At 62.5% G+C, this 24,083-nt stretch carries 24 protein-coding genes; 16 read left to right on the top strand and 8 right to left on the bottom strand.

Going from position 1 to position 24,083, the window contains the following annotated elements; all coding sequences use genetic code 11:
• The first annotated feature begins 15 nt into the window (after positions 1 to 15).
• Positions 16 to 1,011 (top strand): UDP-glucose 4-epimerase GalE, encoded by a 996-nt coding sequence (gene galE, locus ACQK2M_RS16940; protein ID WP_425418748.1) that lies wholly within the window; start codon positions 16 to 18, stop codon positions 1,009 to 1,011.
• On the opposite strand, the gene ACQK2M_RS16935 is transcribed toward galE, so the two are convergent.
• Entirely contained in the window at positions 983 to 2,404 is a 1,422-nt protein-coding gene (locus ACQK2M_RS16935) for a putative bifunctional diguanylate cyclase/phosphodiesterase (protein WP_425418747.1), read from the bottom strand. The two genes, galE and ACQK2M_RS16935, sit on opposite strands and share 29 nt — an antisense overlap.
• A 181-nt stretch (positions 2,405 to 2,585) precedes the next feature.
• On the opposite strand from ACQK2M_RS16935, the gene parC reads away from it, so the two are divergent.
• The gene (parC, locus tag ACQK2M_RS16930) at positions 2,586 to 4,868 is read left to right on the top strand and encodes a DNA topoisomerase IV subunit A (protein ID WP_425418746.1); all 2,283 of its coding nucleotides are present in this window, start codon (positions 2,586 to 2,588) and stop codon (positions 4,866 to 4,868) included.
• A gap of 12 nt (positions 4,869 to 4,880) precedes the next feature.
• Here parC and ACQK2M_RS16925 read toward each other — a convergent pair whose 3' ends face one another.
• Both ACQK2M_RS16925 and ACQK2M_RS16920 read right to left on the bottom strand, forming a co-directional pair.
• Positions 4,881 to 6,320 (bottom strand): carnitine 3-dehydrogenase, encoded by a 1,440-nt coding sequence (locus ACQK2M_RS16925; protein ID WP_425418745.1) that lies wholly within the window; start codon positions 6,318 to 6,320, stop codon positions 4,881 to 4,883.
• Positions 6,317 to 7,240: a 3-keto-5-aminohexanoate cleavage protein gene (locus ACQK2M_RS16920; protein WP_425418744.1), complete on the bottom strand. Its 924-nt coding sequence runs from the start codon at positions 7,238 to 7,240 to the stop codon at positions 6,317 to 6,319. Before ACQK2M_RS16920 ends, ACQK2M_RS16925 begins: the two co-directional genes overlap by 4 nt.
• 132 nt (positions 7,241 to 7,372) lie before the next feature.
• On the opposite strand from ACQK2M_RS16920, the gene ACQK2M_RS16915 reads away from it, so the two are divergent.
• On the top strand, positions 7,373 to 8,320 hold the full coding sequence (locus ACQK2M_RS16915; protein ID WP_425418743.1) for a GlxA family transcriptional regulator: 948 nt from the start codon (positions 7,373 to 7,375) through the stop codon (positions 8,318 to 8,320).
• A gap of 27 nt (positions 8,321 to 8,347) precedes the next feature.
• On the opposite strand, the gene ACQK2M_RS16910 is transcribed toward ACQK2M_RS16915, so the two are convergent.
• On the bottom strand, positions 8,348 to 8,998 hold the full coding sequence (locus tag ACQK2M_RS16910) for a BA14K family protein (protein ID WP_425418742.1): 651 nt from the start codon (positions 8,996 to 8,998) through the stop codon (positions 8,348 to 8,350).
• A 193-nt stretch (positions 8,999 to 9,191) separates the two neighbouring features.
• Between ACQK2M_RS16910 and ACQK2M_RS16905 the strand changes: the two genes are divergently transcribed.
• Positions 9,192 to 10,175: a glycoside hydrolase family 25 protein gene (locus ACQK2M_RS16905; RefSeq protein ID WP_223476831.1), complete on the top strand. Its 984-nt coding sequence runs from the start codon at positions 9,192 to 9,194 to the stop codon at positions 10,173 to 10,175.
• Between the two features lie 10 nt (positions 10,176 to 10,185).
• On the opposite strand, the gene ACQK2M_RS16900 is transcribed toward ACQK2M_RS16905, so the two are convergent.
• Positions 10,186 to 10,905, bottom strand: coding sequence for a GntR family transcriptional regulator (locus ACQK2M_RS16900; RefSeq protein WP_425418741.1), 720 nt, complete (start codon positions 10,903 to 10,905; stop codon positions 10,186 to 10,188).
• Positions 10,906 to 11,038: 133 nt separating this feature from the next.
• Between ACQK2M_RS16900 and ACQK2M_RS16895 the strand changes: the two genes are divergently transcribed.
• Positions 11,039 to 12,196 carry an LLM class flavin-dependent oxidoreductase gene (locus ACQK2M_RS16895; RefSeq protein WP_425418740.1) on the top strand — a complete coding sequence of 386 codons (1,158 nt, stop codon included), beginning with the start codon at positions 11,039 to 11,041 and terminating at the stop codon, positions 12,194 to 12,196.
• 175 nt (positions 12,197 to 12,371) lie between these two features.
• Positions 12,372 to 12,875, top strand: coding sequence for a flavin reductase family protein (locus ACQK2M_RS16890; protein WP_425418739.1), 504 nt, complete (start codon positions 12,372 to 12,374; stop codon positions 12,873 to 12,875).
• A 13-nt stretch (positions 12,876 to 12,888) separates the two neighbouring features.
• On the opposite strand, the gene ACQK2M_RS16885 is transcribed toward ACQK2M_RS16890, so the two are convergent.
• The 3 genes from ACQK2M_RS16885 to hemB form a co-directional block, all read right to left on the bottom strand.
• Positions 12,889 to 13,638, bottom strand: a complete 750-nt coding sequence (locus tag ACQK2M_RS16885; protein WP_425418738.1) for an arginyltransferase — start codon at positions 13,636 to 13,638, stop codon at positions 12,889 to 12,891.
• A 70-nt stretch (positions 13,639 to 13,708) separates the two neighbouring features.
• The gene (locus ACQK2M_RS16880) at positions 13,709 to 14,185 is read right to left on the bottom strand and encodes an RDD family protein (protein WP_425418737.1); all 477 of its coding nucleotides are present in this window, start codon (positions 14,183 to 14,185) and stop codon (positions 13,709 to 13,711) included.
• A gap of 65 nt (positions 14,186 to 14,250) precedes the next feature.
• Positions 14,251 to 15,252 (bottom strand): porphobilinogen synthase, encoded by a 1,002-nt coding sequence (hemB, locus tag ACQK2M_RS16875; protein WP_425418736.1) that lies wholly within the window; start codon positions 15,250 to 15,252, stop codon positions 14,251 to 14,253.
• A gap of 209 nt (positions 15,253 to 15,461) precedes the next feature.
• Between hemB and ACQK2M_RS16870 the strand changes: the two genes are divergently transcribed.
• The 10 genes from ACQK2M_RS16870 (at position 15,462) to ACQK2M_RS16825 (ending at position 24,052) form a co-directional block, all read left to right on the top strand.
• Positions 15,462 to 15,887 (top strand): DUF6163 family protein, encoded by a 426-nt coding sequence (locus tag ACQK2M_RS16870; RefSeq protein ID WP_425418735.1) that lies wholly within the window; start codon positions 15,462 to 15,464, stop codon positions 15,885 to 15,887.
• A gap of 148 nt (positions 15,888 to 16,035) precedes the next feature.
• Positions 16,036 to 16,545, top strand: a complete 510-nt coding sequence (gene ldtR / locus ACQK2M_RS16865) for a transcriptional regulator LdtR (protein ID WP_223477264.1) — start codon at positions 16,036 to 16,038, stop codon at positions 16,543 to 16,545.
• A 291-nt stretch (positions 16,546 to 16,836) separates the two neighbouring features.
• Complete coding sequence (locus ACQK2M_RS16860; RefSeq protein ID WP_223477263.1) at positions 16,837 to 18,117, top strand: L,D-transpeptidase family protein; 1,281 nt, start codon at positions 16,837 to 16,839, stop codon at positions 18,115 to 18,117.
• A 145-nt stretch (positions 18,118 to 18,262) separates the two neighbouring features.
• Positions 18,263 to 19,582, top strand: coding sequence for a serine hydroxymethyltransferase (glyA, locus tag ACQK2M_RS16855; RefSeq protein ID WP_223476823.1), 1,320 nt, complete (start codon positions 18,263 to 18,265; stop codon positions 19,580 to 19,582).
• 9 nt (positions 19,583 to 19,591) lie between these two features.
• Entirely contained in the window at positions 19,592 to 20,086 is a 495-nt protein-coding gene (gene nrdR, locus ACQK2M_RS16850) for a transcriptional regulator NrdR (RefSeq protein WP_223476822.1), read from the top strand.
• 15 nt (positions 20,087 to 20,101) lie between these two features.
• The gene (gene ribD, locus ACQK2M_RS16845) at positions 20,102 to 21,211 is read left to right on the top strand and encodes a bifunctional diaminohydroxyphosphoribosylaminopyrimidine deaminase/5-amino-6-(5-phosphoribosylamino)uracil reductase RibD (RefSeq protein ID WP_425418734.1); all 1,110 of its coding nucleotides are present in this window, start codon (positions 20,102 to 20,104) and stop codon (positions 21,209 to 21,211) included.
• Entirely contained in the window at positions 21,211 to 21,837 is a 627-nt protein-coding gene (locus ACQK2M_RS16840) for a riboflavin synthase (RefSeq protein ID WP_425418733.1), read from the top strand. The genes ribD and ACQK2M_RS16840 overlap by 1 nt, the downstream gene beginning before the upstream one ends.
• 39 nt (positions 21,838 to 21,876) lie before the next feature.
• The gene (locus ACQK2M_RS16835) at positions 21,877 to 22,323 is read left to right on the top strand and encodes a 6,7-dimethyl-8-ribityllumazine synthase (protein ID WP_425418732.1); all 447 of its coding nucleotides are present in this window, start codon (positions 21,877 to 21,879) and stop codon (positions 22,321 to 22,323) included.
• Positions 22,316 to 22,804: a transcription antitermination factor NusB gene (gene nusB, locus ACQK2M_RS16830; protein WP_223476818.1), complete on the top strand. Its 489-nt coding sequence runs from the start codon at positions 22,316 to 22,318 to the stop codon at positions 22,802 to 22,804. The genes ACQK2M_RS16835 and nusB overlap by 8 nt, the downstream gene beginning before the upstream one ends.
• Before the next feature lie 9 nt (positions 22,805 to 22,813).
• On the top strand, positions 22,814 to 24,052 hold the full coding sequence (locus tag ACQK2M_RS16825) for an MFS transporter (protein WP_425418731.1): 1,239 nt from the start codon (positions 22,814 to 22,816) through the stop codon (positions 24,050 to 24,052).
• The last annotated feature ends 31 nt before the right edge of the window (positions 24,053 to 24,083 follow it).

The raw sequence follows: 24,083 nt of genomic DNA, 5'->3' as shown, positions 1-24,083 counted from the left end.
CGAAGGAGGAGGCCGATGGCGGTCTTGGTAACCGGCGGAGCCGGCTATATCGGCAGCCACATGGTTTGGGCGTTGCTCGACGCCGGCGAGGACGTCGTCGTGATCGACAGGCTCTCGACCGGCTTTGAGTGGGCGGTGGCGCCGGAGGCAAAGCTCGTCATTGGCGACATCGCGGACAAGGAAACGGTAATGGCCGTCATCCGCGACAATGACGTGGATTCGATCATCCATTTCGCCGGATCGATCGTCGTGCCGGAATCGGTCGCCGATCCGCTGTCCTACTACGAGAACAACACCAGCAATTCCCGCACGCTGATCGAGGCGGCTGTGCGCACGGGCGTGCGCCACTTCATTTTTTCCTCCACGGCTGCGGTCTACGGATCTGTCGGTGCGGAGCCGGTGAAGGAGGATCACGCGCGCAACCCGGACTCGCCCTACGGCATGTCCAAGCTGATGACCGAGCTCATACTCGCCGACGTGGCCAGGGCGCATGATTTCTCGTTCACGGCGCTCCGCTATTTCAACGTGGCGGGCGCGGATCCACGCGGCCGCGCGGGACAGTCTACGGCCGGCGCGACACACCTGATCAAGGTGGCCAGCGAGGCGGCGCTCGGCAAGCGTGACGGAATCCAGGTCTTCGGCACCGATTACCCGACCGCCGACGGCACCTGCATTCGGGATTACATTCACGTCACCGATCTCGCCGAGGCGCATTTGCTCGCGCTGAAACGCCTGCGCGCCGGCGGCGACAGCATGATCGCCAATTGCGGATACGGGCGCGGCTATTCGGTGCTGGAAGTTCTCGACTGCATTCAGCGCGTCACCGGCAGGGCACTCGACATCGGCTATGGCCCGCGCCGCGCGGGCGATGCAGTCGCCATCGTTGCCAATTCGGATCTCGCGCGCAGCGCATTCGGTTGGCAACCCCGGCATGACGATCTGACGGAGATCGTGTCCTCGGCGCTGGCCTGGGAGGATAGCCTCAGCCGGCGCAACAGTGCGGCTCGGTAATCTGGCAGGTGAGTTTGCCGTCCTCGGCGCTGTTCGGTGTGCTGAAATAGCCAATCGTCGTTTCGGCGTCTGCCGGCTTTCCGAAATAATAGCCTTGGCCGGCGAGGCAGCCGAGGCCGATCAGCTTGTCCGCGTTCGCTGCGGTCTCGATGCCTTCCGCGATCACGCTCAGACCGAGAGCCTCGCACATGTTCACGATGGCGCGCACGATGTGTTCGGCCTTTTCGTCCTCGCCCAATGCCTGGATGAAGGACTGGTCGATCTTGACCTTGTCGAAGGAGAAGTCGCGCAACCGCCCAAGGCTCGACTGGCCGGTTCCGAAGTCGTCGAGCAGGATGCGTATACCGACGGCGCGCAATTCGTCGATGATCCGCTCGGCCGTCTCGGGGTCGGACATCATCGCCGTTTCGGTGATCTCGATCTCGATCCTGCGCGGATCGAAATCCATCTTCTGCAGCATCGCCAAAACGGAAAACGCGGTCGTCGGGTCGACCAATTGCACGGATGACAGGTTGAACGACAGGAATATGTTCTTCGGCCACTGCTTCGCGCAGCGGATCGCCTTGGCGAAAAGCAGCTTTGTCAGCGCGTCGATGAATCCCGCCTGTTCTGCAAGCGGAATGAAGGTCGAAGGCGCGATGTCGCCCAGTTCGGCGTCGCGCCAGCGCGCCAGGCACTCGAAGCCTTTGACCTCACCGCTTGCCAGATCGACGATGGGCTGGAAATGCGGCTCTATCTCCTGCGCGGCCACAGCCTTGCGCAACGCTTGCTCGATCTGGGTGCGCAACCGCATTTCGCGGGCCATTTCATGCGTATACACGCTGACATTCGCCGCACCCGCCTTGCGCGCCTGGTAGAGCGCGGATTCGCACTTGTCGAAAAGCTCGTCGAATGTGGTTCCCGCGAAAGGGTATTGGCAAAATCCGAACGAGGCCGACATGCGCACGATGCGTTCGCCGAGGTCGAAGGGCGCGTTGAAGACGTCCTTGAGCAAAGCGCCAACCCGTCCGGCGTCTTTCTCGAAGAAGCAGGTCGGCAGCGCCATCCCGAACATGTCGCCGGAAATGCGGGCGAGCATGGCGTCCTCGGGAAGCGCGGCGGAAATGCGCAACGCCACCTGGGACAGGATCTCGTCGCCGGCCTTGCGCCCGAACAGATCGTTTACAGGCCGAAACCGGTCGATATCGAAAACACCGATGGAGAACGGTGCCGGATCGTCGGCGCGCTGTTCGATAAGCTTGTCGGTCTTGAGCTTCATGCGGCGCAGATTGCCGAGCCCGGTCACCGGGTCGGTGAGCGACCTCGTCCCGTCTTCCTCGTTTTTGAGGATTCGTTCGGAGAGGTCGATATGCTCGTCCGGCAGAAGTCCGAGTCCGGACCCCGAATACGTCATTTGCAACGCCCCTGCAAAATACAATCATGTTTCGTAACAAGTCGGTATTAACGCTTGGTGTGCACGACCTCGTGTAACTTAGCAGTCAAGCCGTTAGGGTCTGTCGGCAATTGCGGGGCAAAACGCCGGAATTCCGGGCTTTCGGCTTGCCGCGAATCGCTGCGGGCGTTAACCCAATCCCATGTCAAAGCAAGTTACACCACCCGGCTCGGGCAACGGCCCCGGCAAGGAAATCGAACCGGTCGATCTGAAATCGGCGCTGGAAGAGCGCTATCTGGCCTATGCGCTGTCGACCATCATGCACCGCGCGCTGCCCGATGCGCGTGACGGCCTGAAGCCGGTTCACCGCCGCATTCTCCACGCCATGCGCCTGCTGCGGCTCGATCCGCAACAGGCCTACAAGAAATGCGCCCGTATCGTCGGCGACGTCATGGGTAAGTTCCACCCGCATGGCGACGAGGCGATCTACGATGCGCTGGTGCGCCTCAGCCAGGATTTCGCGGTCCGCTATCCGCTGGTCGACGGGCAGGGCAATTTCGGCAATATCGACGGCGATAACGCGGCCGCCATGCGCTACACCGAAGCGCGCATGACTGACGTCGCCATGCTGTTGCTGGAAGGCATCGGCGAGGATTCTGTCGATTTCCGCAAGACCTACAACGAGGAGGACGACGAGCCGGTCGTCCTGCCGGGCGCATTTCCGAACCTGCTCGCAAATGGCGCGTCCGGCATCGCCGTCGGCATGGCGACAAACATCCCGCCGCATAACGCCGCCGAGCTGTGCGATGCCGCTCTGCATCTCATCAAGCACCCCAACGCGACCATCGAGAAACTGGTCGAGTTCGTGCCCGGCCCGGATTTCCCGACAGGCGGCATCATCGTCGAACCGAAGGCGTCGATCCTCGAATCCTACGCCACCGGCCGCGGCGCATTCCGCGTCCGGGCCCGCTGGGAGAAGGAGGAGACGGGCAGGGGCGGATACGTCATCGTCGTGACCGAGATCCCCTACCAGGTGCAGAAGTCGCGCCTGATCGAGAAGATCGCCGAGTTGCTGCTGGCGCGTAAGATCCCGCTGCTTGAGGATGTCCGCGACGAGAGCGCCGAGGATATCCGCATCGTGCTCGAACCGAAGTCACGTTCGGTGGATCCGGATATCCTGATGGAGTCCCTCTACAAGCTCACCGATCTTGAAACCCGCGTGCCGCTCAACATGAACGTGCTCTCGGGCGGCATCGTGCCGAAGGTGATGAACCTGCGCGAAGTGCTGCGCGAATGGCTCGACCACCGCCGCGAGGTGCTGATCCGCCGCTCGAAGAACCGCCTCGGCATCATCGAGAAGCGTCTCGAAGTGCTTGGCGGTTTCCTGATCGCCTACCTCAACATCGACGAGGTCATTCGCATTGTTCGTTTCGAGGACGAGCCGAAGGCGAAGCTGATCGAGCGTTTCGAGCTGACGGAGGTCCAGGCCGACGCGATCCTCAATCTGCGCTTGCGGGCTCTTAACAAGCTCGAGGAAATCGAGATCCGCAAGGAACATGACGAGCTGATGGCCGAGAAGGAGGGCATCGAGAAACTGCTCGCCTCCGATGACCTGCAGTGGAAGACGATCGCCTGGGAGGTCGGCAATGTGAAGGAGAAGTTCGGCAAGGATACCGAACTCGGCGCACGCCGCTCCACCTTTGCCGAAGCCGCCGATATCGATCTCGAAGCCGTCGCCCAATCCATGATCGAGAAGGAGCCGGTCACCGTCGTCGTCTCCGAAAAGGGCTGGCTGCGCGCCATGAAGGGTCACATTCAGGACTTCTCGACCCTGTCTTTCAAGGAGGGCGACAAGCTCAAGCTCGCCTTCCACGCGGTGACCACCGACAAGGTCCTCGTCTTCACCACCGGCGGCAAGGTCTACACGCTCGGCGTCGACCGTTTGCCGGGCGGGCGAGGGCATGGCGAGCCGATCCGCATCATGGTCGACATGGACAACGCCCAGGACATCGTCACGGCCTTCGTGCACAGGCCGAAGGGCAGGCTTCTGGTCGCCTCCGCCGTCGGCAACGGCTTCGTTGTGCCGGAAGCCGATATCGTCGCCAACACCCGCAAGGGCAAGCAGGTCATGAACATCAAGCTTCCCGACGAGGCGAAGCTCTGTCTTCAACTGCCGATGGACGATGCGGGTGAGGTCGAGGCCGATCACGTCGCGGCGGTCGGCGAGAACCGCAAGCTGCTGGTGTTCCCGCTGGTTCAGATCCCCGAAATGGCGCGCGGCAAGGGTGTGAGGCTGCAGAAATACAAGGATGGCGGTATCGCCGACCTGCGCGTCTTCCGGTTGGAGGAAGGCCTGACATGGCAGGACGCCTCCGGTCGCAACCATACCCGCTCCAAGGACGAGATGGCCGAATGGATCGGCGTGCGTGCCGGGGCCGGACGCATGGTGCCGAAAGGCTTCCCGCGCAACGGCAAGTTCGGATAGCGGCGTGCCGGGTCAGCCCGAGGGCTGACCCACCGCGCGTCCGCTGCCTTCTGCCGCCATCCCGGCATGTCGGGTCGCGTAGCGCTCGAGCGCATCGGCCACCGCGGGTTCCGGAAGAGACGATTTTCGAGTGCCGAGATCCATGTGGATCAGCATCGTCTCCACCGTGGCGGCAAGTGTTTCCCCGTCCCGCCAGAGACGATGGAACAGGTGCATTCTCTTGCCGGCGCCGCTCATGACCTGCGTGGTGACGACGAGGCGGTCGCCTGCGAGAACCTCGCCGAGATAGCAGACATGGGTTTCCACCGTGAAATAGCTCCGACCTGATTTCACGTAACCGGCATCCGCGCCGATCATCTCCATGAACCGGTCGGTCGCCTGCGAGGCGGTCTCGAGATAATGGGTCTCGTTCATGTGGCCGTTATAGTCGGTCCAACTTGCCGGCACCTGCCGGGTCGCGGTCACGGGCAGTCCGTGAAGCTCGGAGCCGGTCGGCAGGCTCTCTTCATGCGTGCGAACGACGCCGCCGGCGCCGCTGCCCGTGCGCTGCAGCGCCCTGACCATGCCGACGATGTTGTCGTCGCGCAGCCTTTCGAGCTCGCGAATTGACATGTGGCCGGATTGATCGTCGGACTGGCCGGCGATCAACTCCACCAGATCATCGGTGAACTCGGGCACATCCATCAGCTTGGTCCATGGCCAGGACAGGGCAGGCCCGAATTGCGCCATGAAATGCTGCATCCCGGCTTCGCCGCCGGCGATGCGATAGGTCTCGAACAGACCCATCTGGGCCCAGCGTATGCCGAACCCCATGCGGATCGCCTCGTCGATTTCCTCGGTCGTCGCGACGCCATCCTTCACCAGCCAAAGGCTCTCGCGCCAGACGGCTTCGAGCAGTCGGTCCGCGATATGCGCATCGATCTCCTTGCGAAGCGTAAGCGGGAACATGCCGATCGAGCGCAGGATATCCGCCGCCTTGTCGCAGGTTGCGCGGTCTCCGACGAGTTCGACCAGCGGAAGCAGGTAGACCGGATTGAACGGGTGCGCGACGATCGCGCGCGCGCCCTCTGCATTGAGATCGGACGGCTTGAACCCCGATGTCGATGAGCCGATGACGGCCTCGGAAGACGCGTCTGCTCCAATCGCGGCAAGGACCTTGTGCTTGAGGTCGAGCCGCTCCGGAATGCTCTCCTGAATCCAGTCCGCACCGGCGATCGCGTCGCGCAGATCAGTCTGAAAGCTAAGCGTCCCCTCGTCTGGCAGCGCGCGATCATAGAGCGCGGGCAGGGAGCGCCGTGCATTGGCAAGCACTTCGCCGATCTTCCGCTCGGCGTCGGGATCGGGGTCGAACACCGCGACATTCCAGCCATTGAGCAGGAACCGTGCCGCCCAGCCGCCGCCGATGACGCCGCCGCCGACAATCGCCGCTTTTCGTTTCGTGCCTTCGGTCATGCTGTTGCGTCCGCCGGTGCGCGTTTCACGAGGCCGAGCCGTTCCCGGACCGCCTCCGGGCCGATGACGCGCGCGCCCATGGCTTCGGTCAGCGTAACGGCACGCTCCACCAGTTGCGCATTGGTCGCCAGAACACCCTTTTCGAGCCAGAGATTGTCTTCCAGCCCGACGCGGACATTGCCGCCGGCCAGCACCGCCGCCGCCACATAGGCCATCTGGTCCCGGCCAAGGCTGAATGCCGACCATGACCAGTCTTCGGGAACGGCATTGACCATCGCCATGAAGGTGTTGAGGTCGTTGGGTGCGCCCCATGGCACGCCCATGCAAAGCTGGACCAGCGCCGGTGACGCCAGCGTGCCTTCCGAGACAAGCTGCTTCGCGAACCACAAATGCCCGGTATCGAAGGCTTCGATCTCCGGTTTGACGCCCAGCTCCGTCATCATCGCGCCCATGGCGCGTAGCATGCCGGGTGTATTGGTCATCACGTAGTCGGCTTCGGCGAAATTCATCGTGCCGCAATCCAGCGTACAGATTTCGGGCAGGCATTCGCGGACATGAACCAGCCTTTCCGACGCGCCGATCATGTCGGTCGCATCCGCGTTGAGCGGAAAGGGCGCTTCGGTCGATCCGAAAACGATGTCGCCGCCCATGCCCGCCGTGAGGTTCAGGACAACGTCGATCTCCGCGTCACGGATTCGCTCGGTCACTTCACGGTAGAGTTCCGGGCGGCGCGATGGCGCGCCCGTCTCCGGATCGCGGACATGGCAGTGAACGATCGCGGCGCCGGCTTTCGCCGCGTCGATCGCACTGTCGGCGATCTGTTTCGGGCTGCGCGGAACATGTGGCGAGCGGTCCTGCGTGCCGCCGGAGCCGGTAACGGCACAGGTGATAAAGACTTCCTTGTTCATTGTGAGCGGCATCGGCGTCTCCCGCGGGCGGTTGTTTCCAAAGGACCCGGATCATCCGGGCTTCAATCTCCGCAATGCTAGGCTGTGCATGTGCTGCGTTATTGTCCTAAACTGCCGCAAAATAGTCCTTACAGGTCAAACCCAATGGCGCGCGTGACTTTCCTTCTCTTCGACGGCTTCTCCAATATGGTCTTGTCCTGCCTTCTGGAGCCGCTTCGCGCCGTTCGCGATCAGGCGCAGGCGGATGTCAGCTGGCGGATCGTGACGCCGGACGACGTGCCGGCCACAAGTTCGAGCGGATTGAGCATCGCCGTCGATACGCCGTGGCGCGATGCGGGGCCGGCTGACATGCTGGTGGTTGTCGCGGGCTATGGCTTTCGCGATCACGCGGGATCGGCAAGCGCAAGGGTCCTTCGCACGCTGTCACGCCAGAGCGACATCGTCCTCGCTGCGGATGCGGGGGCGTGGCTTCTGGCCGATGCAGGCCTTTTGAACGGATCGAGTGCGACGATCCACTGGGCCACACTCTCCGAATTCGCAGAACAGTATCCGGACATTCGCGTCGCCCATGATCGCTATGTGAGAGAAGGCCGTATCTGGAGTTGCGGCGGCGCATCTACGGCCCTGGACCTCATCCTCGCCTTCATATCCGACCGTTTCGGCCCGGCGAGCGCCTTTATGGCATCGACAATGTTCCTGCATGACGCCGAGCGCCAACGGGCCGGGGATCGTGGGCCCGGCAAGCTGTCGAGCAGGGGCACGGCAAAGCTTCGTCAGGTGGTCGACCTCATGGTGGAGACAATCGAAACGCCGTTGGCTCTGGCGGATCTTTCCAACCGGGCGGGCCTGTCCGTTCGGACGTTGGATCGCTTGTTTCAGGAAGAACTTGGGATGTCGCCCGGTCGGTACTTTCAGATGATCAGGCTCGCCCATGCGCGCGAGCTTGCATCGAATTCCGAATATGACCTGAACGCGATTGCACTGCGTTGCGGCTATTCCGGGGCGGCTGCGCTGAGCAAGGCGTTCCGCCGCGCCTATGGCCATCCAATCCGCAAGTCACACGGCAACCGCCCGCGCACCATCAGAGGGTGACGGGCGGATGCGTGGCTTGTGTGTGGATCAGTCGGTCGTGCACTGACGGCGCGGGCCGCCAACATAGGGGAGGTAGCTGTTGTCCTCCAGCCTGTAGGACCGGTAACGGTTCATGCATTCGAGGATATGCTCCTCGGAAAGCTCGAAACTGTCAGTCATGGCGACCTGCTCGACCTCGGCCTGCGGTGTGTTCATGGCAGTGTCGGAATACGGCGAGACACACGGCTCCGTGCCGCCGCTATAGGGCGTGTAGGTGTTCGTAGCCGGATCGTAGGAGCGGTAATTATCGAGACACCACTCGATATGCGCCCTCGGCGCCTGAATTGCCTGCTCGGACATGTCTATCGGGTCGGACGTATGGGACACATCGATACCGGCCGTCTCGGTCACGTCGATATTGGCGGTGGCTTCCATGCCGCCCAGGCTGGCGACCAATGTCGTTTTCGCTTCGCGCTGCCCGTCCGGATTTCCGTCTTCAAGGGAGGGGGCGACGACCCGCGGCTCCATTCCGGTGTCCGTATCGACGGGCGTTGGAGACCAGACTGCCGCTACGTTCTCACGGTCGGCGAGGTCGCGCGCCGAGTCGGTCATGAACAGGTTCATTGCTACCAGGCCCCCGGTCGCAAACACGACTGCGGAGGCAAAAAAACCGGCAATGGCCGCCAGGAAAGGTTTCATGTCGAAGTCTCCTTTCTGGAATAATGCGTATCCGCGATTTGGGTTCCGGTGGACCTGCGGCGACAGGGAGGGCGCTGTTCACCATCCGTTAATCATTCGAATTGACTCGGCCTTAGTCATTTTCCGTTAACGCTGGTCATTTGGTGCGGGAAACCGTGCCGCCGACCCACACTGTTTTGCGTAGCGGGTAATCATGCGTATCGTATTCCCGGCCATCCTTCTGATGGTCGTCAGCGGCTGTACCGGAACCTCTCGGATCGATGCGCTCGATCTGAAGCCGTCCGATGAGATTGTCAGTTCGATTTCAAGCGCGCCGGAACCGGCCGGCGAAGTTGGCGAAGACAAGATGATCACCGCCCTTTCGGGGGCGACGCCGGTTTCGCAGGCGCGCGAGGCCGCTTTTCCTTCGGGCGCGCTGCCCGAGGAGCATGTCGCGCTCGTTCCGCCTTCAAACGCATTGAAGAAGAACCAGGGGCGCCAGACGATCTACCGCCAGCGCTTCAGCGACGCGAAGCCCGTCTCCTTCAAGGGAGCGGCCCCGCATCCTTTCCAGGTGCATGGCGTCGATGTTTCGAAGTATCAGGGCGATATCGATTGGCCGACACTCCGCCGCCATGGCGCGTCCTTTGCTTTCATCAAGGCGACCGAGGGCGATGATCACAAGGATTCCCACTTCGCACGCAACTGGCGCGCCGCCGCCGAAGCCGGTATTCCGCGCGGTGCCTATCACTTCTATTACTGGTGCTCGACCGCCAAGGCGCAGGCCGAGTGGTTCATCCGCAACGTGCCGAAAGCCGAAGGCGCGCTGCCGCCGGTCATCGATGTCGAGTGGAACGCCCATTCGCGCAACTGCCGCAAGCGTCCGGATCGCCATCATGTCGTACGCGAGATGAAGACCTTCATGGACATCATTGAACGCCATTACGGCCAGCGCCCGATCATCTACACGGCGCCCGATTTCTATCGGGACAATCTGCGCGGGCAGTTTTCCGACTATTCCTTCTGGCTGCGTTCCGTGGTCGCGCATCCGAAACAGGTGTATCCGGACCGTGACTGGGCCTTCTGGCAGTATTCCGGCACCGGCCTTTCCGGTGGCGTCGATGGCCATATCGATCTGAACGTCTTCAACGGCACGGCGGAAAGCTGGCAGCGCTGGATCGGCAAGCGGACGCTCTGAGCGGCGTCCGCTATACCCACCGCGCCGCGTAGCAGACGGTCGCCGGGTCGAACCAGTTGCGCGAGTATTCCTCGATTCTGTCCGCGTTGCTCCATGAGACACGCTCGACGAAACCCATCGCCGCTCCTTGCTCGAAGGGCGTGTTTGGTGGTGCGAAATCGGGGCAGGGGGCGACCGAAACCTTGTCTTCCACCCGCGCGATCCAGAAGCCCAGCCTCTCGCGATAGAACAGGTGCATTGATTCCGGCAGGTCCGGGGACCTGAGTTTCGGCGCGTGTCTTGCGTCGAACCAGATTTCTTCGAGCGCCGCCGGCACGCCGCCGAGCCGGCGCAGTCGCCGAACCCGCCAGGCATTGTCCGACGCTCCATCGCCGAAGGCGGGTGGGACATCCGGCTTCGCGCATAGATCGAGCGACAGGATTTCGGCCGTCGGCAGGCCCGCGCCCTTTTTCAGTTCAAGATGGAAGAACTCGTAGATGCTGCCCGTTCGTGTCTTGCGCCGCACATAAGTGCCCGATCCCTGGATGCGTTCCAGCAATCCGCGTTTCTCCAGCAAGGCCAGCGCCTTGCGCAGCGTGCCGACGGCGACGCCGAGATGCTGCGACAGTTCGGCCTCGGTCGGCAGGCGGGAGCCGTCCGGCCAGATACCGGCGGCGATTTCGCGGCTCAGCAATTCGGTGATCTGTATGTAGAGCGGCAGGCTGCCGCCTCTGGTCCCTGCGCGACTCAATGCATCCCCCGGACGAAGCGCCGCGATACTACGCGCGACAGGTTCGACTTGTCATCTGGAACAAATTCATTCACTATTGATACACATTCTCGATGTGCCTGAAATGGCCGGAAAATGCCGGGAGGAAAACTGAATGACCGTTGTGCCGGTAATGAGTGCCGATCTCGATGCGGCCGAAGTCGCATGGTTTGCGCCGATCTGCTCGGACGATTACCGCCATCTTGGCGTACCTGAGGGCGATCTGCGTTCATCCTGGGATCACACCAGCGACATCGTGCGCACGGCGGATCGTCTGGGCTTCCGCAACATCCTGTGTCCGTCCTCCTATCAGGTCGGTCAGGACACGTGGAGCTTCGTCTCCGCCATGGCGCCGCTCACCGAGCGCATCAACATGCTGGCGGCGATCCGTTGCGGCGAGGTGCACCCGGCGATGCTGGCGCGGGCCGTCGCTACCGTCGATCACGTCATGAAGGGCCGTCTCACCCTCAATGTCATCTCCTCGAACTTCCCGGGCGAGGACGCCCCGAGCGACTATCGCTACCGGCGCTCGACCGAGGTCGTGGAAATCCTGCGCCAGGCCTGGACGCGCGACACGATCGACTACGAGGGCGAGATCTACAATCTGAAGGGCCTGTCGACCGACCCGGTCAGGCCGTATCAGCAAAATGGCGGGCCGCTGCTCTATTTCGGCGGCTATTCGCCAGATGCCGTGGAGCTGTGCGGCCACCACTGCGACGTCTACCTGATGTGGCCCGAGCCGGAGGAGCTGCTGGCCGAACGCATGCGGACGGCTCATGCCCGCGCCGAGGCCCATGGCCGTGTGATCGATTACGGGCTGCGGGTCCATGTCATCGTCCGCGACACCGAGGCCGAGGCCCGCGAATATGCCGACGAGATCGTATCGCGGCTCGAAGACGACCGCGGGACGGAAATCCGCAACCGCGCACTCGACGCGAAGACCTACGGCGTCTCGCTGCAGGCCGCCAATCGAGAAAATGCGGATGGAGATGGCTATGTCGAACCGAACCTGTGGACCGGTGTCGGTCGGGCACGCTCGGGCTGCGGCGCGGCGCTGGTGGGGTCGGTGGATCAGGTCCTCTCGAAGCTCGAACGCTACCGTGCCATGGGCATTCGCGCCTTCATCCTTTCCGGCTATCCGCACAAGGCCGAATGCGAAATCTTCGGCGAGAAGGTCCTGCCGCAATTGAAGACCTGTTCGCTGCCGGAAATCTACGGCCGCGTGCCCTCCGAAACGCCCGCGACCCCGCTCGGCGTGGGAGTGCGACGGTGAGAGGCGAGGGCGGCGGGAGCGTTGGCGTTGAACGCATTGTTGCCGCGCCGGTGGTTGCAAACCCACCGCAAATGGCCCATCTCGAATACATGATTTCCAGTGAGTGCGCTGAAACGCGGCCCCGAATGCGAGCTCTCTCCGAAGGCAAGGAAGCTTCTTGAGGAAGAACGACAGTATGAACGCCGATGCGCATCTCAGTCTCGAAGCGTTGAACCATTCCGACCTGAAAAAGGCGATGGCGTGCTTCGCGACGGGAATTGCTATCGTGACCACACGGTATCGCGATGCCGATTTCGGCATGACCTGCAATTCGTTCAACACGGTTTCGCTCGAACCGGCGATGGTGCTTTGGAGCGTCCAGAAGACGTCGTCCAGCCATGAGGCATTCGTGCGTTCGGACGGCTATACCGTGAGCATTCTCGGTGCGGACCAGGAAGATATCGCGCACCGCTTCGCGCGCGGTGCGCCGGCGGAGCGTTTCGACGGCCTGCCGGTCAAGCGTCTGGCGAACGGCCGCACGGTTATCGAGGGATCGGTTGCCTGGTTCGACTGTGCGCTGGAAACGGCGGTCGCCGCCGGCGATCATGACGTTCTGATCGGCCGCGTGCTGGATTTCGCCTCGAATGACGGGCATCCGCTCGGCTACGTCCACGGCAAGTTCATCGATATGGAGGGCTGACCCGCAGCGGGTCTCAGTCCTCGTATCGATCCCATCCGGTGGCTGTCAGGTGTTCCTGCGGCCGGAAGCGGGTCTTGTATTCCATCTTGCGCGATCCCTCGACCCAATAGCCCAGATAGACATGCGGCAGGCCCTCCAAGCGCGCCCTTTCGATGTGATCGAGGATCATCCAGCTTCCGAGCGAACGCTGCTTCAGTTCGGGATCGAAGAAGGAATAGACCATCGAAAAGCCGTCCGCCATGCGGTCCGACAGGGCGACCGCGATCAGCGGCCCGTCGCCCTGGCCGCTGAGGAAACTGTCCGCGCCACGCTTGCGGTATTCGATGATCCGGGTCGGCACATGGGTGTCTTCGACCATCATCGCGTAGTCGAGCACCGTCATCTCCGACATGCCGCCCGTACGGTGGCGGGAGTCGAGATAGCGGCGGAAGAGGGAATATTGTTCGCTGGTCGGCTCGGCCCGCGTCTCGACGCCGATCAGGTCGGAATTGACGCTCATGATCCGGCGCATGCTGCGTGACGGCTCGAACTCGCCTGCGACAATGCGAACGGATACGCAGGCCCGGCATGTCTCGCAAGCCGGCCTGTAGGCGATGTTCTGGCTGCGGCGAAAACCGCCCTGCGTCAGCAGGTCGTTCATCTCCGCCGCCTTTTCGCCGACCAGATGCGTAAAGACCTTTCGCTCGTGCTCGCCGTCCAGATAGGGGCATGGCGACGGCGAAGTCAGGAAGAACTGCGGTGATTTCGGTGAATGCTGCGTCATGCCGCCTGTCTCGCTTCAGCGCGAAGATTTGGCGAGATCGCGGGAAAGGTCAAGACGGCCTTTGTGCCGATCAACGATATGAACGCACGACAACCGTTCCGAGCGCCAGATCGTGCAGCGTTCGCTTGTGTTCAAGGAACAGCGGCGCCAGCAGAAGCGGCAGGAACAGGGCGGCGGAGGCCCAGAACAGGACCGAATGCACGACGGCGGTGAGGAAATCGATTCGCCGTCCGTCATAGCGTTCCAGCCGGATACCGGCCAGCCGCATGCCGATCGTCGCCTGCGACGGCCCACCGACAGTCCAACCGATATAGGTGAGCGCGATCAGGGGCGACAGGATCAGATAGAGCAGCCAAGCAGCGCCGAACGTTGCAAAGCCAAGCAGGAAAATCACCGGCACCGCGACGACGATGAGCAGGATGACCATCGCGTAGTCGATCAGGAAAGCCATGATCCGGCGCGTGCGCACCCCCTCGAAGAGGCGCCAGTCGTCATAGCGCTCCGCGTAGTCGTCGGCTCTGGAATCGAATGTCTGTGTGTCCGGCATGTCCTGTCCTCTTCGGCTTTGAGGTGGGTGGGAATGCCCGCGATATCAAGGGGAAGGGCGGTTCCTCAGCCAGCCAGTATTTTCGCGGCGCGCGGTGCGAAATAGGTCAGGACGCCGTCGCAGCCCGCCCGCTTGAAGGCCAGCAGGCTTTCCATCATCACACGCTCGCCGTCGATCCATCCATTGGCGGCCGCCGCCTCGATCATCGCGTATTCGCCCGACACCTGGTAGGCGAAGGTCGGGACCTGGAATGTCTCTTTCACGCGCCGGCAGATGTCGAGATAGGGCATGCCTGGCTTGACCATGACCATCTCCGCGCCTTCCTGGAGATCGGCTTCCGTCTCGCGCAGCGCTTCCTCGGTGTTGGCCGGGTCGATATAGTAGGTCTTCTTGTCGCCCTTCAGCAGACCGGACGTGCCGATCGCCTCGCGATAGGGTCCGTAAAAGGCTGACGCGTATTTCGTCGCATAGGACATGATGGCGACGTCCTGGAATCCGTTTTCGTCCAGCGCGTCGCGGATTGCGCCGATACGGCCGTCCATCATGTCCGACGGTGCGATGATGTCGGCGCCGGCGGCGGCCTGGCTCACGGCCGCCCGCACGATCTGCTCGACCGATTCGTCGTTGACGATGATTCCGTCGCGCAGGACCCCGTCATGGCCGTGGTCGGTGAAAGGATCAAGGGCGGCGTCCGTGATGATGCCGATCCCGGGAACGGCCGCCTTGATCGCCCGCGTCGCGCGATTGATGAGATTGTCGTCCTCGACGGCGTTGCTGCCGGTCGTGTCGCGCTTTTCGATCGGGATGTTCGGGAACGTCGCGACCGCCGGAATGCCGAGTTTCGCCGCTTCCTCCGCCGCGCGTACCGCAAGATCCACGGTCAGCCGCTCGACACCCGGCATCGCCGCAATCTGCTCCGTCCGGTTCTCGCCCTCGATCAGGAAGATCGGCCAGATCAGGTCGTTGACGGTCAGGTCGTTCTCGGCCACCAGCCGGCGCGACCAGTCGGCCTTGCGCATGCGGCGCAGCCGCTTTCCCCCGGTGATTTCGTCAACGCTTCGTCTCATCGCGATATCCAGTCGATTATTGCTTGTTCCGATTGCGCGATCGCCTGGTGCGCTTCAGGTTTGGATTGAAACATCCGCGCCGGAATGCGTGTTCGAGCCAATGGCGACAGGCAGCGCATTTTGATTCTATTGAAACCTGAAATGCACTAGCATGTCGAAATCGCCAATTCCAAGGGGCGACGGTACTGGGCGAACGAAAGGGCAAATTCGTGGCGGCAACCACCGACGACATCAAAGAGGAACAGGGAAGCTTTACGCAGCTGGCGTTCGTCTGGTTCCTCCGGCTCATGGCTGCCATCTCCATGATTTCCGGCTTGTCCTACTGGGCACAGCTGACCGGCCTCGCCGCCGCGGACCTTCCTCGGTTCGACGAGTTACCTGTTCATTGGCAGGTGCCGTGGGTTTCGCTGGCCGTGTTGCTCCCCTGTGCCTCAATGGGACTCTGGATGCTGACATCCTGGGGGATCGTCCTGTGGGTGATTGCGAGCGTGCTCGAAATCGCCCTCTACGGGGTCTGGGCCGACAGCTACATTTCCCGGCCTGCCGTTGTTTTTGGCCATGTTATCGCGCTCTTGGCGCTCGCCGCCATCCTCGCGTCGCTGGCGCTTCAGCGGTACCGCGAACGCGTTAACTGAATATAGACTCTGTTTCGAAAGGAACGGCGGGTAATCGGATGTTAACTTTGGTGTTTAAGTCGAATTTTAGTGGCATTCGCTAGGTTGCCTCTCAACGGTGAAACAAAAAAACAAGTCACCGACATAACAGAGAGGCAATCTGATCATGATGAATGCGACCAATATGGTGGGCGCAAAGCCCGTTCCGTCGTCTGAAACCGACGTCCGCGAACTTTATCTTGAATCCCTGCAGCTCGTCGAGCGCCTGCACCGCCGTCTGCTCGATGTCGTCAAGGACGAGTTCGACCGGGCTGGCCGCAGCGATATCAATGCCGTTCAGGCGCTGCTGCTGTTCAATATCGGTGACAGCGTGCTGACTGCCGGCGAGTTGCGTTCGCGCGGCTACTACCTGGGTTCCAACGTGTCCTACAACCTCAAGAAGCTCGTGGAACTCGGTTTCGTCGACCACAAGAAGTCCCGGACCGACCGCCGTTCCGTTCGCATCAGCCTCACCGATACAGGCAAGGAAGTCGCCAACACGGTCGCCGAGCTCTACAACCGCCACATTCTGTCCATCGAAACGGTCGGTGGAATCGGCGCCGAGGAATTCCAGGCCATGAACCGCGCGATGCAGCGTCTCGACCGGTTCTGGAACGACACGATTCTCTATCGCCTCTGATACGGACGACTGCTGGAAATGCCGAAAGGGCGCGACACGGTTCGCGCCCTTTTTCATGTCTGCGTCCCTGCCGGACGGCGCGCCGCGAAACACGAATTGGCCATATTCATATGGAAGCTGCCGAAGCAGCGGCACAGACGATGGTGAGGTCCGCGTAAATCGGCCGATCGCATCTCTCTGGATCGCGGAACAGTGAAGCTGGTTTCCGACAAATTGGTTGACGATCGCGCCGGCGGACAAACATATGGGTCTGTGGATCGGTAGTCGTGGATGCGCATGCGCAGGTGGATGATGAACGAATTTGGCAAGAAGAATCGTCGGTCTTTCCTGAAAGGGATGGGAGTCGCCGGAGCAATGGCGTCGGGTCTCCTCCCGGCACGGGCGCAGGAACCGCTCAACGAATTCCTCCAGTCTCCGCGCCGCGGCAACTGGGATGACCAGTTCGACGCCGTCGGCACACGCAGCCCCGAGGTCAAGACCCGCCAGCCGATTCTCAGCCCGGCGACGGCTTCCTATGTCGAGCAGGCCATCTTCACCTATCGCGATATCGTTGCGAGGGGCGGCTGGCCCCAGGTGAACCTGACCCAGCGGCTGAAAGTCGGTTCCTCCGATCCGGCCGTGCGCCAGTTGCGCCGCCGTCTCATCATTTCCGGCGATCTGCCGCGCAATTCCGGCGACAGCCAGGTCTTTGACACCTTCCTCGATGCCGCGGTGAAGCGATTCCAGCAGCGCCACGGCATGCCAGCAGACGGCGTGATCGGCACCGTCACGCTAGCCGCGCTCAACGTTTCCGCCTCGACCCGGCTCGGCCAGCTCGAAACCAATCTCGTGCGCCTGCGCTCCATGTCGGGCTATCTCGGTGACCGCTACGTGATGGTCAACATTCCTGCGGCCGAGATCGAGGCCGTCGAGAACGGTCGCGTCGCGCAGAACCACAAGGCCATTGTCGGCAAGGTCGATCGCCAGACGCCGATTCTCAATTCGAATATCTACGAGGTCATCCTCAATCCGTACTGGACCGCGCCGAAGTCGATCATCCAGAAGGATATCATCCCTCTGATGCGCAAGGATCCGACCTATCTGACGCGCAACTCGATCCGGCTGTTCGACCAGCAGGGCAACGAGGTGCCGCCGGAACTGGTCGACTGGTCGACCGACGAGGCGCTGACGATGAATCTGCGTTTCCGCCAGGACCCGGGCAAGATCAACGCCATGTCCTCGACCAAGATCAACTTCCAGAACCCGCATGCCGTCTACATGCACGACACGCCGCAGCAGAGCATCTTCGGCCAGCTGCTGCGTTTCGAATCCTCGGGCTGCGTGCGTGTCCACAATGTCCGTGAACTGTCGTCGTGGCTGCTGCGCGATACGCCCGGCTGGAATCGCAGCCAGATCGAGGCCGTGATCTCCACCGGCGAGAACACCGAGGTTCAGCTCGCCGCGCCGGTTCCTGTCTATTTCGTCTACATCTCCGCCTGGTCGACCGGCGACGGTGTCGTCCACTTCCGCGATGACATCTACGGCCGCGACGGCGTCGACGAATTGCAGCTTTCGTCCACCACGACCCTCTGATCGCGTTTGCCGGGCTACGGCCCGGCCACGCCTTGCCTGATTCCGCCGACGCGTTTCGCGTACAGGCAATGGAACTGCGCCGGGATACGTGATATTGCGCGCCGCAACAGGCGATTTTCCCGCATACCCGAAAGGAATGGTACCGATGTCCCAGAACAGCGCGGCTTCCGCAAAGGCGTATTCCGACGCGTTTTTTACCGAGTCACTGGCTGATCGCGATCCGGAGATCTTCTCCGCGATCCGCAAGGAACTCGGTCGCCAGCGCCACGAGATCGAGCTGATCGCATCGGAGAACATCGTGTCGCGCGCCGTGCTGGAAGCGCAGGGCTCGATCATGACGAACAAATACGCCGAGGGTTATCCCGGCAAGCGCTACTACGGTGGCTGCGAGTTCGTCGACATCGCCGAGGAACTGGCCATCGAGCGCGCCAAGAAGCTGTTCGGCTGCAATTTCGCCAATGTCCAGCCGAATTCCGGCAGCCAGATGAACCAGGCCGTCTTCCTGGCGCTGCTGCAGCCGGGCGACACCTTCATGGGCCTCGATCTCAACTCCGGCGGCCACCTCACGCACGGTTCGCCGGTCAACATGTCCGGCAAATGGTTCAACGTCGTCTCCTATGGCGTCCGTGAGGACGATCATCTGCTCGATCTGGACGACATTGCCGCCAAGGCCGAACAGCACAAGCCGAAGCTGATCATCGCCGGCGGCACGGCTTACTCGCGTATCTGGGACTGGCAGCGCTTCCGCGAGATCGCGGATTCGGTTGGTGCCTATCTCATGGTCGACATGGCGCATATTGCCGGTCTCGTCGCAGGTGGCGCGCACCCGTCGCCGATCCCGCACGCCCATGTCTGCACGACGACGACGCATAAATCGCTGCGCGGTCCGCGCGGCGGCATGATCCTCACCAATGACGAGGCGATCGCCAAGAAGGTCAATTCCGCTGTCTTTCCGGGCCTGCAGGGCGGTCCGCTGATGCATGTGATCGCCGCCAAGGCCGTCGCCTTCGGCGAAGCACTGCAGCCGGAGTTCAAATCCTACGCCCAGTCGGTCGTCGCCAATGCCAAGGCGCTTGCCGAAAGCCTGAAGGAGCAGGGCGTCGATATCGTCTCGGGCGGCACCGACAACCACCTGATGTTGGCCGACCTGCGTCCTAAGACGGTGACCGGCAAGGCGGCGGAAGCCGCGCTCGGCCGCGCCAACATCACCTGCAACAAGAACGGCGTTCCCTTCGACCCGGAAAAGCCCTTCGTCACCTCCGGCATCCGTCTCGGCACGCCGGCCGGTACGACCCGTGGCTTCGGGCAGGCGGAATTCCGCGAAATCGGCTCGCTGATCGCCCGTGTTCTCGACGGTTTGCGCCAGTCCGGCCCGGATGGCGACAATTCCGGTATCGAGGAAGCGGTCAAAAAAGATGTGATTGCGCTGACGGATCGCTTCCCGATCTACGGCGGTATGGAGTAGCAACCGGGCATGCGCTGCCCGTTTTGCCAATCGCTCGACACCCAGGTGAAGGATAGCCGCCCGGCTGAAGACGGGGCGGCCATTCGCCGCCGCCGCGTCTGCCCGGATTGCGGCGGCCGTTTTACGACCTTCGAGCGCGTCCAGCTTCGCGATCTCTACGTGATCAAGAAGAACGGCCGGAAAGTGCCGTTCGACCGCGACAAGCTCGCCCGGTCCTTCGAGGTTGCGCTGCGCAAGCGCCAGATCGATCCCGACCGCGTGGAGCGCGCCGTCTCCGGTATCGTGCGCCAGCTCGAGAGTTCCGGCGAACAGGATATTGCGGTCGAGGATATCGGTTCGCTTGTCATGGAAGCTCTGAAGGGCATGGATGACGTCGCCTATGTGCGCTTCGCCTCCGTCTACAAGAACTTCCGCGAACCCCAGGATTTTCACGATCTTCTGGGTGAACTTGGCGGCAATTTGCCGCCCGACAGCGATGAACCGGTTGCCGGTTCGCAAGAATAGCGCCACTTTCGCGCCATGACACAAACCATCACGGACCTCGATCGCCGCTTCATGGCGGCCTGTATTCGCCTTTCGCGCCGCCATCTTGGCCGCACCGGCACGAATCCGTCCGTTGGCACGCTGATCGTCGCGGACGAGGGGCAGGGTCCCGTGATCGTTGGTCACGGCATCACCGCAATCGGCGGTCGGCCACATGCCGAGACGGCGGCTCTCGCCGAAGCGGGGGAACGCGCGCGCGGCGCGACCGCCTATGTCACGCTTGAACCCTGCGCGCATCACGGCCGCACGCCGCCTTGCGCCAATGCGCTGGTATCCGCGGGCGTCGCCCGTGTGGTCGCCGCCGCCACGGATCCGGATGAGCGCGTATCTGGCAGGGGATATGCGATCCTGCGCGCGGGCGGAATCGAGGTCGAACCGGGTGTCCTCGCCGAAGAGGCGCGGTCCGTCCTGTCGAGCTACCTCATCAGATCCGAGAAGAAACGCTGTGAAGTGACTCTGAAACTTGCGGTTTCCGCCGACGGCATGATCGGCCGCGCCGCAGCCGGGCAGGTGCCGATCACCGGCGATGTCGCCCGTGCCCAGAGCCACATGATGCGTGCCGAGCACGACGCGATCCTCGTCGGGATCGGCACGGCGCTCGACGATGATCCGGAACTGACCTGCCGTTTGCCGGGACTTGGGCACCAGTCTCCGATGCGCGTCGTTCTCGACCGCCATGCCAGGCTCCCCGTCGCATCGCGGCTGGTGCAGTCTATTTCGGAAGCGCCGCTGGCGGTTGCGACGGTCGATCCCGGGTCGCTGTCGGCGCAAGTGCTGGAAGGTGCGGGCGCGCGCCTCATTGCATGCGAGGAACACGAGGGACAGATCGCCTTGCCGGAGCTGCTGGACGATCTCGCGGCGCTCGGCGCGTCGAGCCTGCTGGTGGAAGGTGGCGCGGCCGTTGCGAGCGCGTTTCTCGACGAGGGCCTTGCCGACCGGATCGTGCTGTTCGAAAGCGACGTCGTCGTCGGCGCGAATGGCATCGCGGCTCCGTTCACCCGCGCGACACTGCCCGAGAGCTATGTGCCGAACGGCGAGTGGGTCTTCGGCGCGGACCGTTGCCACGAATTCACCCGGAGAGGCTGATGTTTACCGGTATTGTCACGGATGTTGGCCGTATTGCCTCGATCGCGGATCGCGCGGGTGGCCGGCGACTGCGTATCGAAACCGCCTACGATCCCGAAACCATCGACGTCGGCGCGTCCATCGCCTGTGCCGGCGTTTGCCTGACCGTGGTCGCGAAACCCGAGAACGGCTCCAATTCGCGCTGGTTCGAGGTCGAGGCATGGGAGGAAGCCCTGCGCCTGACCACCATCGGCGGCTGGAGCGAGGGAACCCGCCTCAATCTGGAGCGGGCCATGAAAGCCGGCGACGAGTTCGGAGGTCACATGGTGTCCGGACATGTCGACGGGATGGCCCGGATCGTCGCGCGGGAGGAGGAGGGCGAGGCGATACGCTTCCGTATCGAGGCGCCGTCTCACCTGTCGCGCTACATCGCGCCGAAGGGATCCGTCACCCTCGACGGCACATCGCTGACCGTCAACGGCGTCGATGATGATGTCTTCGACGTGCTGCTGATACGCCATACGCTGGAGGTCACGACCTGGGGCGAACGCGGCGTTGGCGATGCGGTTAATCTCGAAATCGACCAGATGGCGCGATATGTCGAGCGCTATGTGAAACGCCTTGCGGAGACCGCCAAAGAGGCGTAGGCCACCGCCAAATCGAAAACCTCCGGAGACCGCCTGTCCATGGCAAAGGAATCACCCCACGTGCTGATCGTCGAGGCACGTTTCTACGAAGAATTGTCGGAGGCCCTGTTGGAGGGCGCGAAGGTGGCGCTGGAAGAGGCCGGCGCGACATGGGATGTCGTCACGGTTCCCGGCGCGCTCGAAATTCCGGCCGCGATCTCCATCGCGCTGGACGGCGACCGGGACTATGATGGCTATGTCGCGCTCGGCATGGTCATCCGTGGCGAGACCTACCATTTCGACATCGTTTCGAATGAATCCAACCGTGCATTGATGAACCTCGCGGTCGATGAATCGATTGCGATCGGCAACGGTATTCTGACGGTCGAAAACCAGGCGCAGGCCTGGGCGCGCGTGCGCAAGTCTGAAAAGGACAAGGGCGGATTTGCCGCCCGTGCGGCGCTGAGGATGATCGAACTGCGAAAGCAGCTTGGCGCGGATGACTAAGTTGGAAGACAGGAAGAAACCTGCTGGTCCGAAGCCTGCCAACAAGCGTGGTGCGGCGCGTCTGGCTGCGGTTCAGGCTCTATACCAGATGGACGTGTCGGGTGGCGGCGTGCTCGAAACGGCGGCCGAATACGAGACGTTTCGTCTCGGCAAGGAAATCGACGGCGAGCTCTATCGCGAGGCGGATCCGGCATGGTTCCGTTCGGTCCTGTCCGGTGTCGTCAGCCGTCAGAAGCAGCTCGATCCCGTGGTCCGCAACGCGCTGACGGAAGACTGGCCGCTGTCGCGGCTGGATTCCACATTGCGCGCGATTCTGCGGGCAGGGGCTTTCGAGCTGACTGGAATTAAGGATCTCCCCGCTGCGGTCGCGATTTCCGAATATGTCGATATCGCTCGCGCCTTCTATGGCGACGGCGAAGAGCCTCGGCTTGTCAATGCGGTGCTTGACCGCATTGCGCGAGACCGCTCCACTGCTAAGTAGTCGGACGTCATGCACAAACCGGCCGAAATTTCCGAGAACAGCGCAAAGCGCACGGCGCTTATTTTGGCGGCGGCGCAATCCGTTGTCGGTTCAGCCGCCCCGATTTCGATATCGCTCGGCGGTCTGGCGGGTTTTTACCTGCTGCAATTGAACGGCGCCGACACCGCGCTTGCCACCGCGCCGGTGACCGGCTTCAACATCGGCGTCGCCCTGGGTGCCTTGCCGGCGGCGCTTCTGATGCGTGCACTCGGCAGACGTCCGGGCTTCGTGACCGGGTCTATCATCACCGCGCTTGGTGGCGCGATTGCCGCCATCGCGCTTTTCCGTTCCGAATTCTGGCTGTTCGCGTTCGGCCTCATCGTCGTGGGCCTGGGCGGTTCCTTCGTTCAGCAATACCGCTTCGCCGCGGCCGACAACGCCCCGCCGCATTTCCGCCCGCGTGCGATTTCCTGGGTTCTCGGGGGCGGGGTCTTTGCGGCCGTGATCGGCCCGCAGACAGTCGTTTGGACGCGCGACCTGTTCGAACCGGTTCTGTTTGCAGGCTCGTTCGTCGCCTTGATCGCGCTCGGCCTGATCGGCGCGGCGATCCTCTCCACGCTGAATGTTGCCCGCGAGAACAAGACCACGGCCGGCGTCACCGGAGAACCGGCGCGCCCGCTGTCGCAGATCATCCTGCAGCCCCGCTTCATGGTCGCCTTTGCCTGTGGCGTCGGCTCCTATGCGCTGATGAGCTTTGTCATGACCGGTGCGCCGCTTGCCATGGTCGGCTGCGGATTCACGCCGGACGAGGCCGCGCTCGGCATTTCCTTCCACGTCATGGCGATGTTCGCACCGAGCTTCGTGACCGGCCGCCTGATCGCCCGTTTCGGCAAGGAGCGCATCGTCGCGATCGGCATGCTGCTTCTCGTCGGCTGCGCCATCGTCGCCCTGTCCGGTATCGCGCTCTGGCAGTTCTGGTCGGCTCTGGTCTTGCTCGGCGTCGGCTGGAACTTCGCCTTCATCGGCTCCACCACTATGCTGACTGAATCCTACCATGTCAGCGAGAAGAACAAGGTGCAGGGCCTGCATGACTTCCTGCTGTTTTCCACTGTTGCCTTCGCGTCGCTGATGTCCGGCTTCACGCTGAACGCTTTCGGATGGGAAATGCTCAACTGGATCGTCTTCCCCGTGGCCGCTTTCTGTCTCGTGCTTCTGGGTCTTCTCGTGCTCGGTTCGCGGCATAAGACTATAGCAGGAGCCGCCGAGTAAGGATTCCGGCGGAACACCGCTTATCCCGGCT

It is taken from the genome of Oricola indica (assembly GCF_965227485.1).
Classification (GTDB): Bacteria; Pseudomonadota; Alphaproteobacteria; order Rhizobiales; family Rhizobiaceae; genus Oricola; species Oricola indica.
This window is presented reverse-complemented; position numbering and strand designations above follow the sequence as displayed.

Coding starts and splice junctions, on each gene's coding strand:
- galE (WP_425418748.1), top strand. CDS start 16: ATGGCGGTCTTGGTAACCGGCGGAGCCGGCTATATCGGCAGCCACATG.
- ACQK2M_RS16935 (WP_425418747.1), bottom strand. CDS start 2,404: ATGACGTATTCGGGGTCCGGACTCGGACTTCTGCCGGACGAGCATATC.
- parC (WP_425418746.1), top strand. CDS start 2,586: ATGTCAAAGCAAGTTACACCACCCGGCTCGGGCAACGGCCCCGGCAAG.
- ACQK2M_RS16925 (WP_425418745.1), bottom strand. CDS start 6,320: ATGACCGAAGGCACGAAACGAAAAGCGGCGATTGTCGGCGGCGGCGTC.
- ACQK2M_RS16920 (WP_425418744.1), bottom strand. CDS start 7,240: ATGCCGCTCACAATGAACAAGGAAGTCTTTATCACCTGTGCCGTTACC.
- ACQK2M_RS16915 (WP_425418743.1), top strand. CDS start 7,373: ATGGCGCGCGTGACTTTCCTTCTCTTCGACGGCTTCTCCAATATGGTC.
- ACQK2M_RS16910 (WP_425418742.1), bottom strand. CDS start 8,998: ATGAAACCTTTCCTGGCGGCCATTGCCGGTTTTTTTGCCTCCGCAGTC.
- ACQK2M_RS16905 (WP_223476831.1), top strand. CDS start 9,192: ATGCGTATCGTATTCCCGGCCATCCTTCTGATGGTCGTCAGCGGCTGT.
- ACQK2M_RS16895 (WP_425418740.1), top strand. CDS start 11,039: ATGACCGTTGTGCCGGTAATGAGTGCCGATCTCGATGCGGCCGAAGTC.
- ACQK2M_RS16890 (WP_425418739.1), top strand. CDS start 12,372: ATGAACGCCGATGCGCATCTCAGTCTCGAAGCGTTGAACCATTCCGAC.
- ACQK2M_RS16885 (WP_425418738.1), bottom strand. CDS start 13,638: ATGACGCAGCATTCACCGAAATCACCGCAGTTCTTCCTGACTTCGCCG.
- ACQK2M_RS16880 (WP_425418737.1), bottom strand. CDS start 14,185: ATGCCGGACACACAGACATTCGATTCCAGAGCCGACGACTACGCGGAG.
- hemB (WP_425418736.1), bottom strand. CDS start 15,252: ATGAGACGAAGCGTTGACGAAATCACCGGGGGAAAGCGGCTGCGCCGC.
- ldtR (WP_223477264.1), top strand. CDS start 16,036: ATGAATGCGACCAATATGGTGGGCGCAAAGCCCGTTCCGTCGTCTGAA.
- ACQK2M_RS16860 (WP_223477263.1), top strand. CDS start 16,837: ATGAACGAATTTGGCAAGAAGAATCGTCGGTCTTTCCTGAAAGGGATG.
- glyA (WP_223476823.1), top strand. CDS start 18,263: ATGTCCCAGAACAGCGCGGCTTCCGCAAAGGCGTATTCCGACGCGTTT.
- nrdR (WP_223476822.1), top strand. CDS start 19,592: ATGCGCTGCCCGTTTTGCCAATCGCTCGACACCCAGGTGAAGGATAGC.
- ribD (WP_425418734.1), top strand. CDS start 20,102: ATGACACAAACCATCACGGACCTCGATCGCCGCTTCATGGCGGCCTGT.
- ACQK2M_RS16840 (WP_425418733.1), top strand. CDS start 21,211: ATGTTTACCGGTATTGTCACGGATGTTGGCCGTATTGCCTCGATCGCG.
- ACQK2M_RS16835 (WP_425418732.1), top strand. CDS start 21,877: ATGGCAAAGGAATCACCCCACGTGCTGATCGTCGAGGCACGTTTCTAC.
- nusB (WP_223476818.1), top strand. CDS start 22,316: ATGACTAAGTTGGAAGACAGGAAGAAACCTGCTGGTCCGAAGCCTGCC.
- ACQK2M_RS16825 (WP_425418731.1), top strand. CDS start 22,814: ATGCACAAACCGGCCGAAATTTCCGAGAACAGCGCAAAGCGCACGGCG.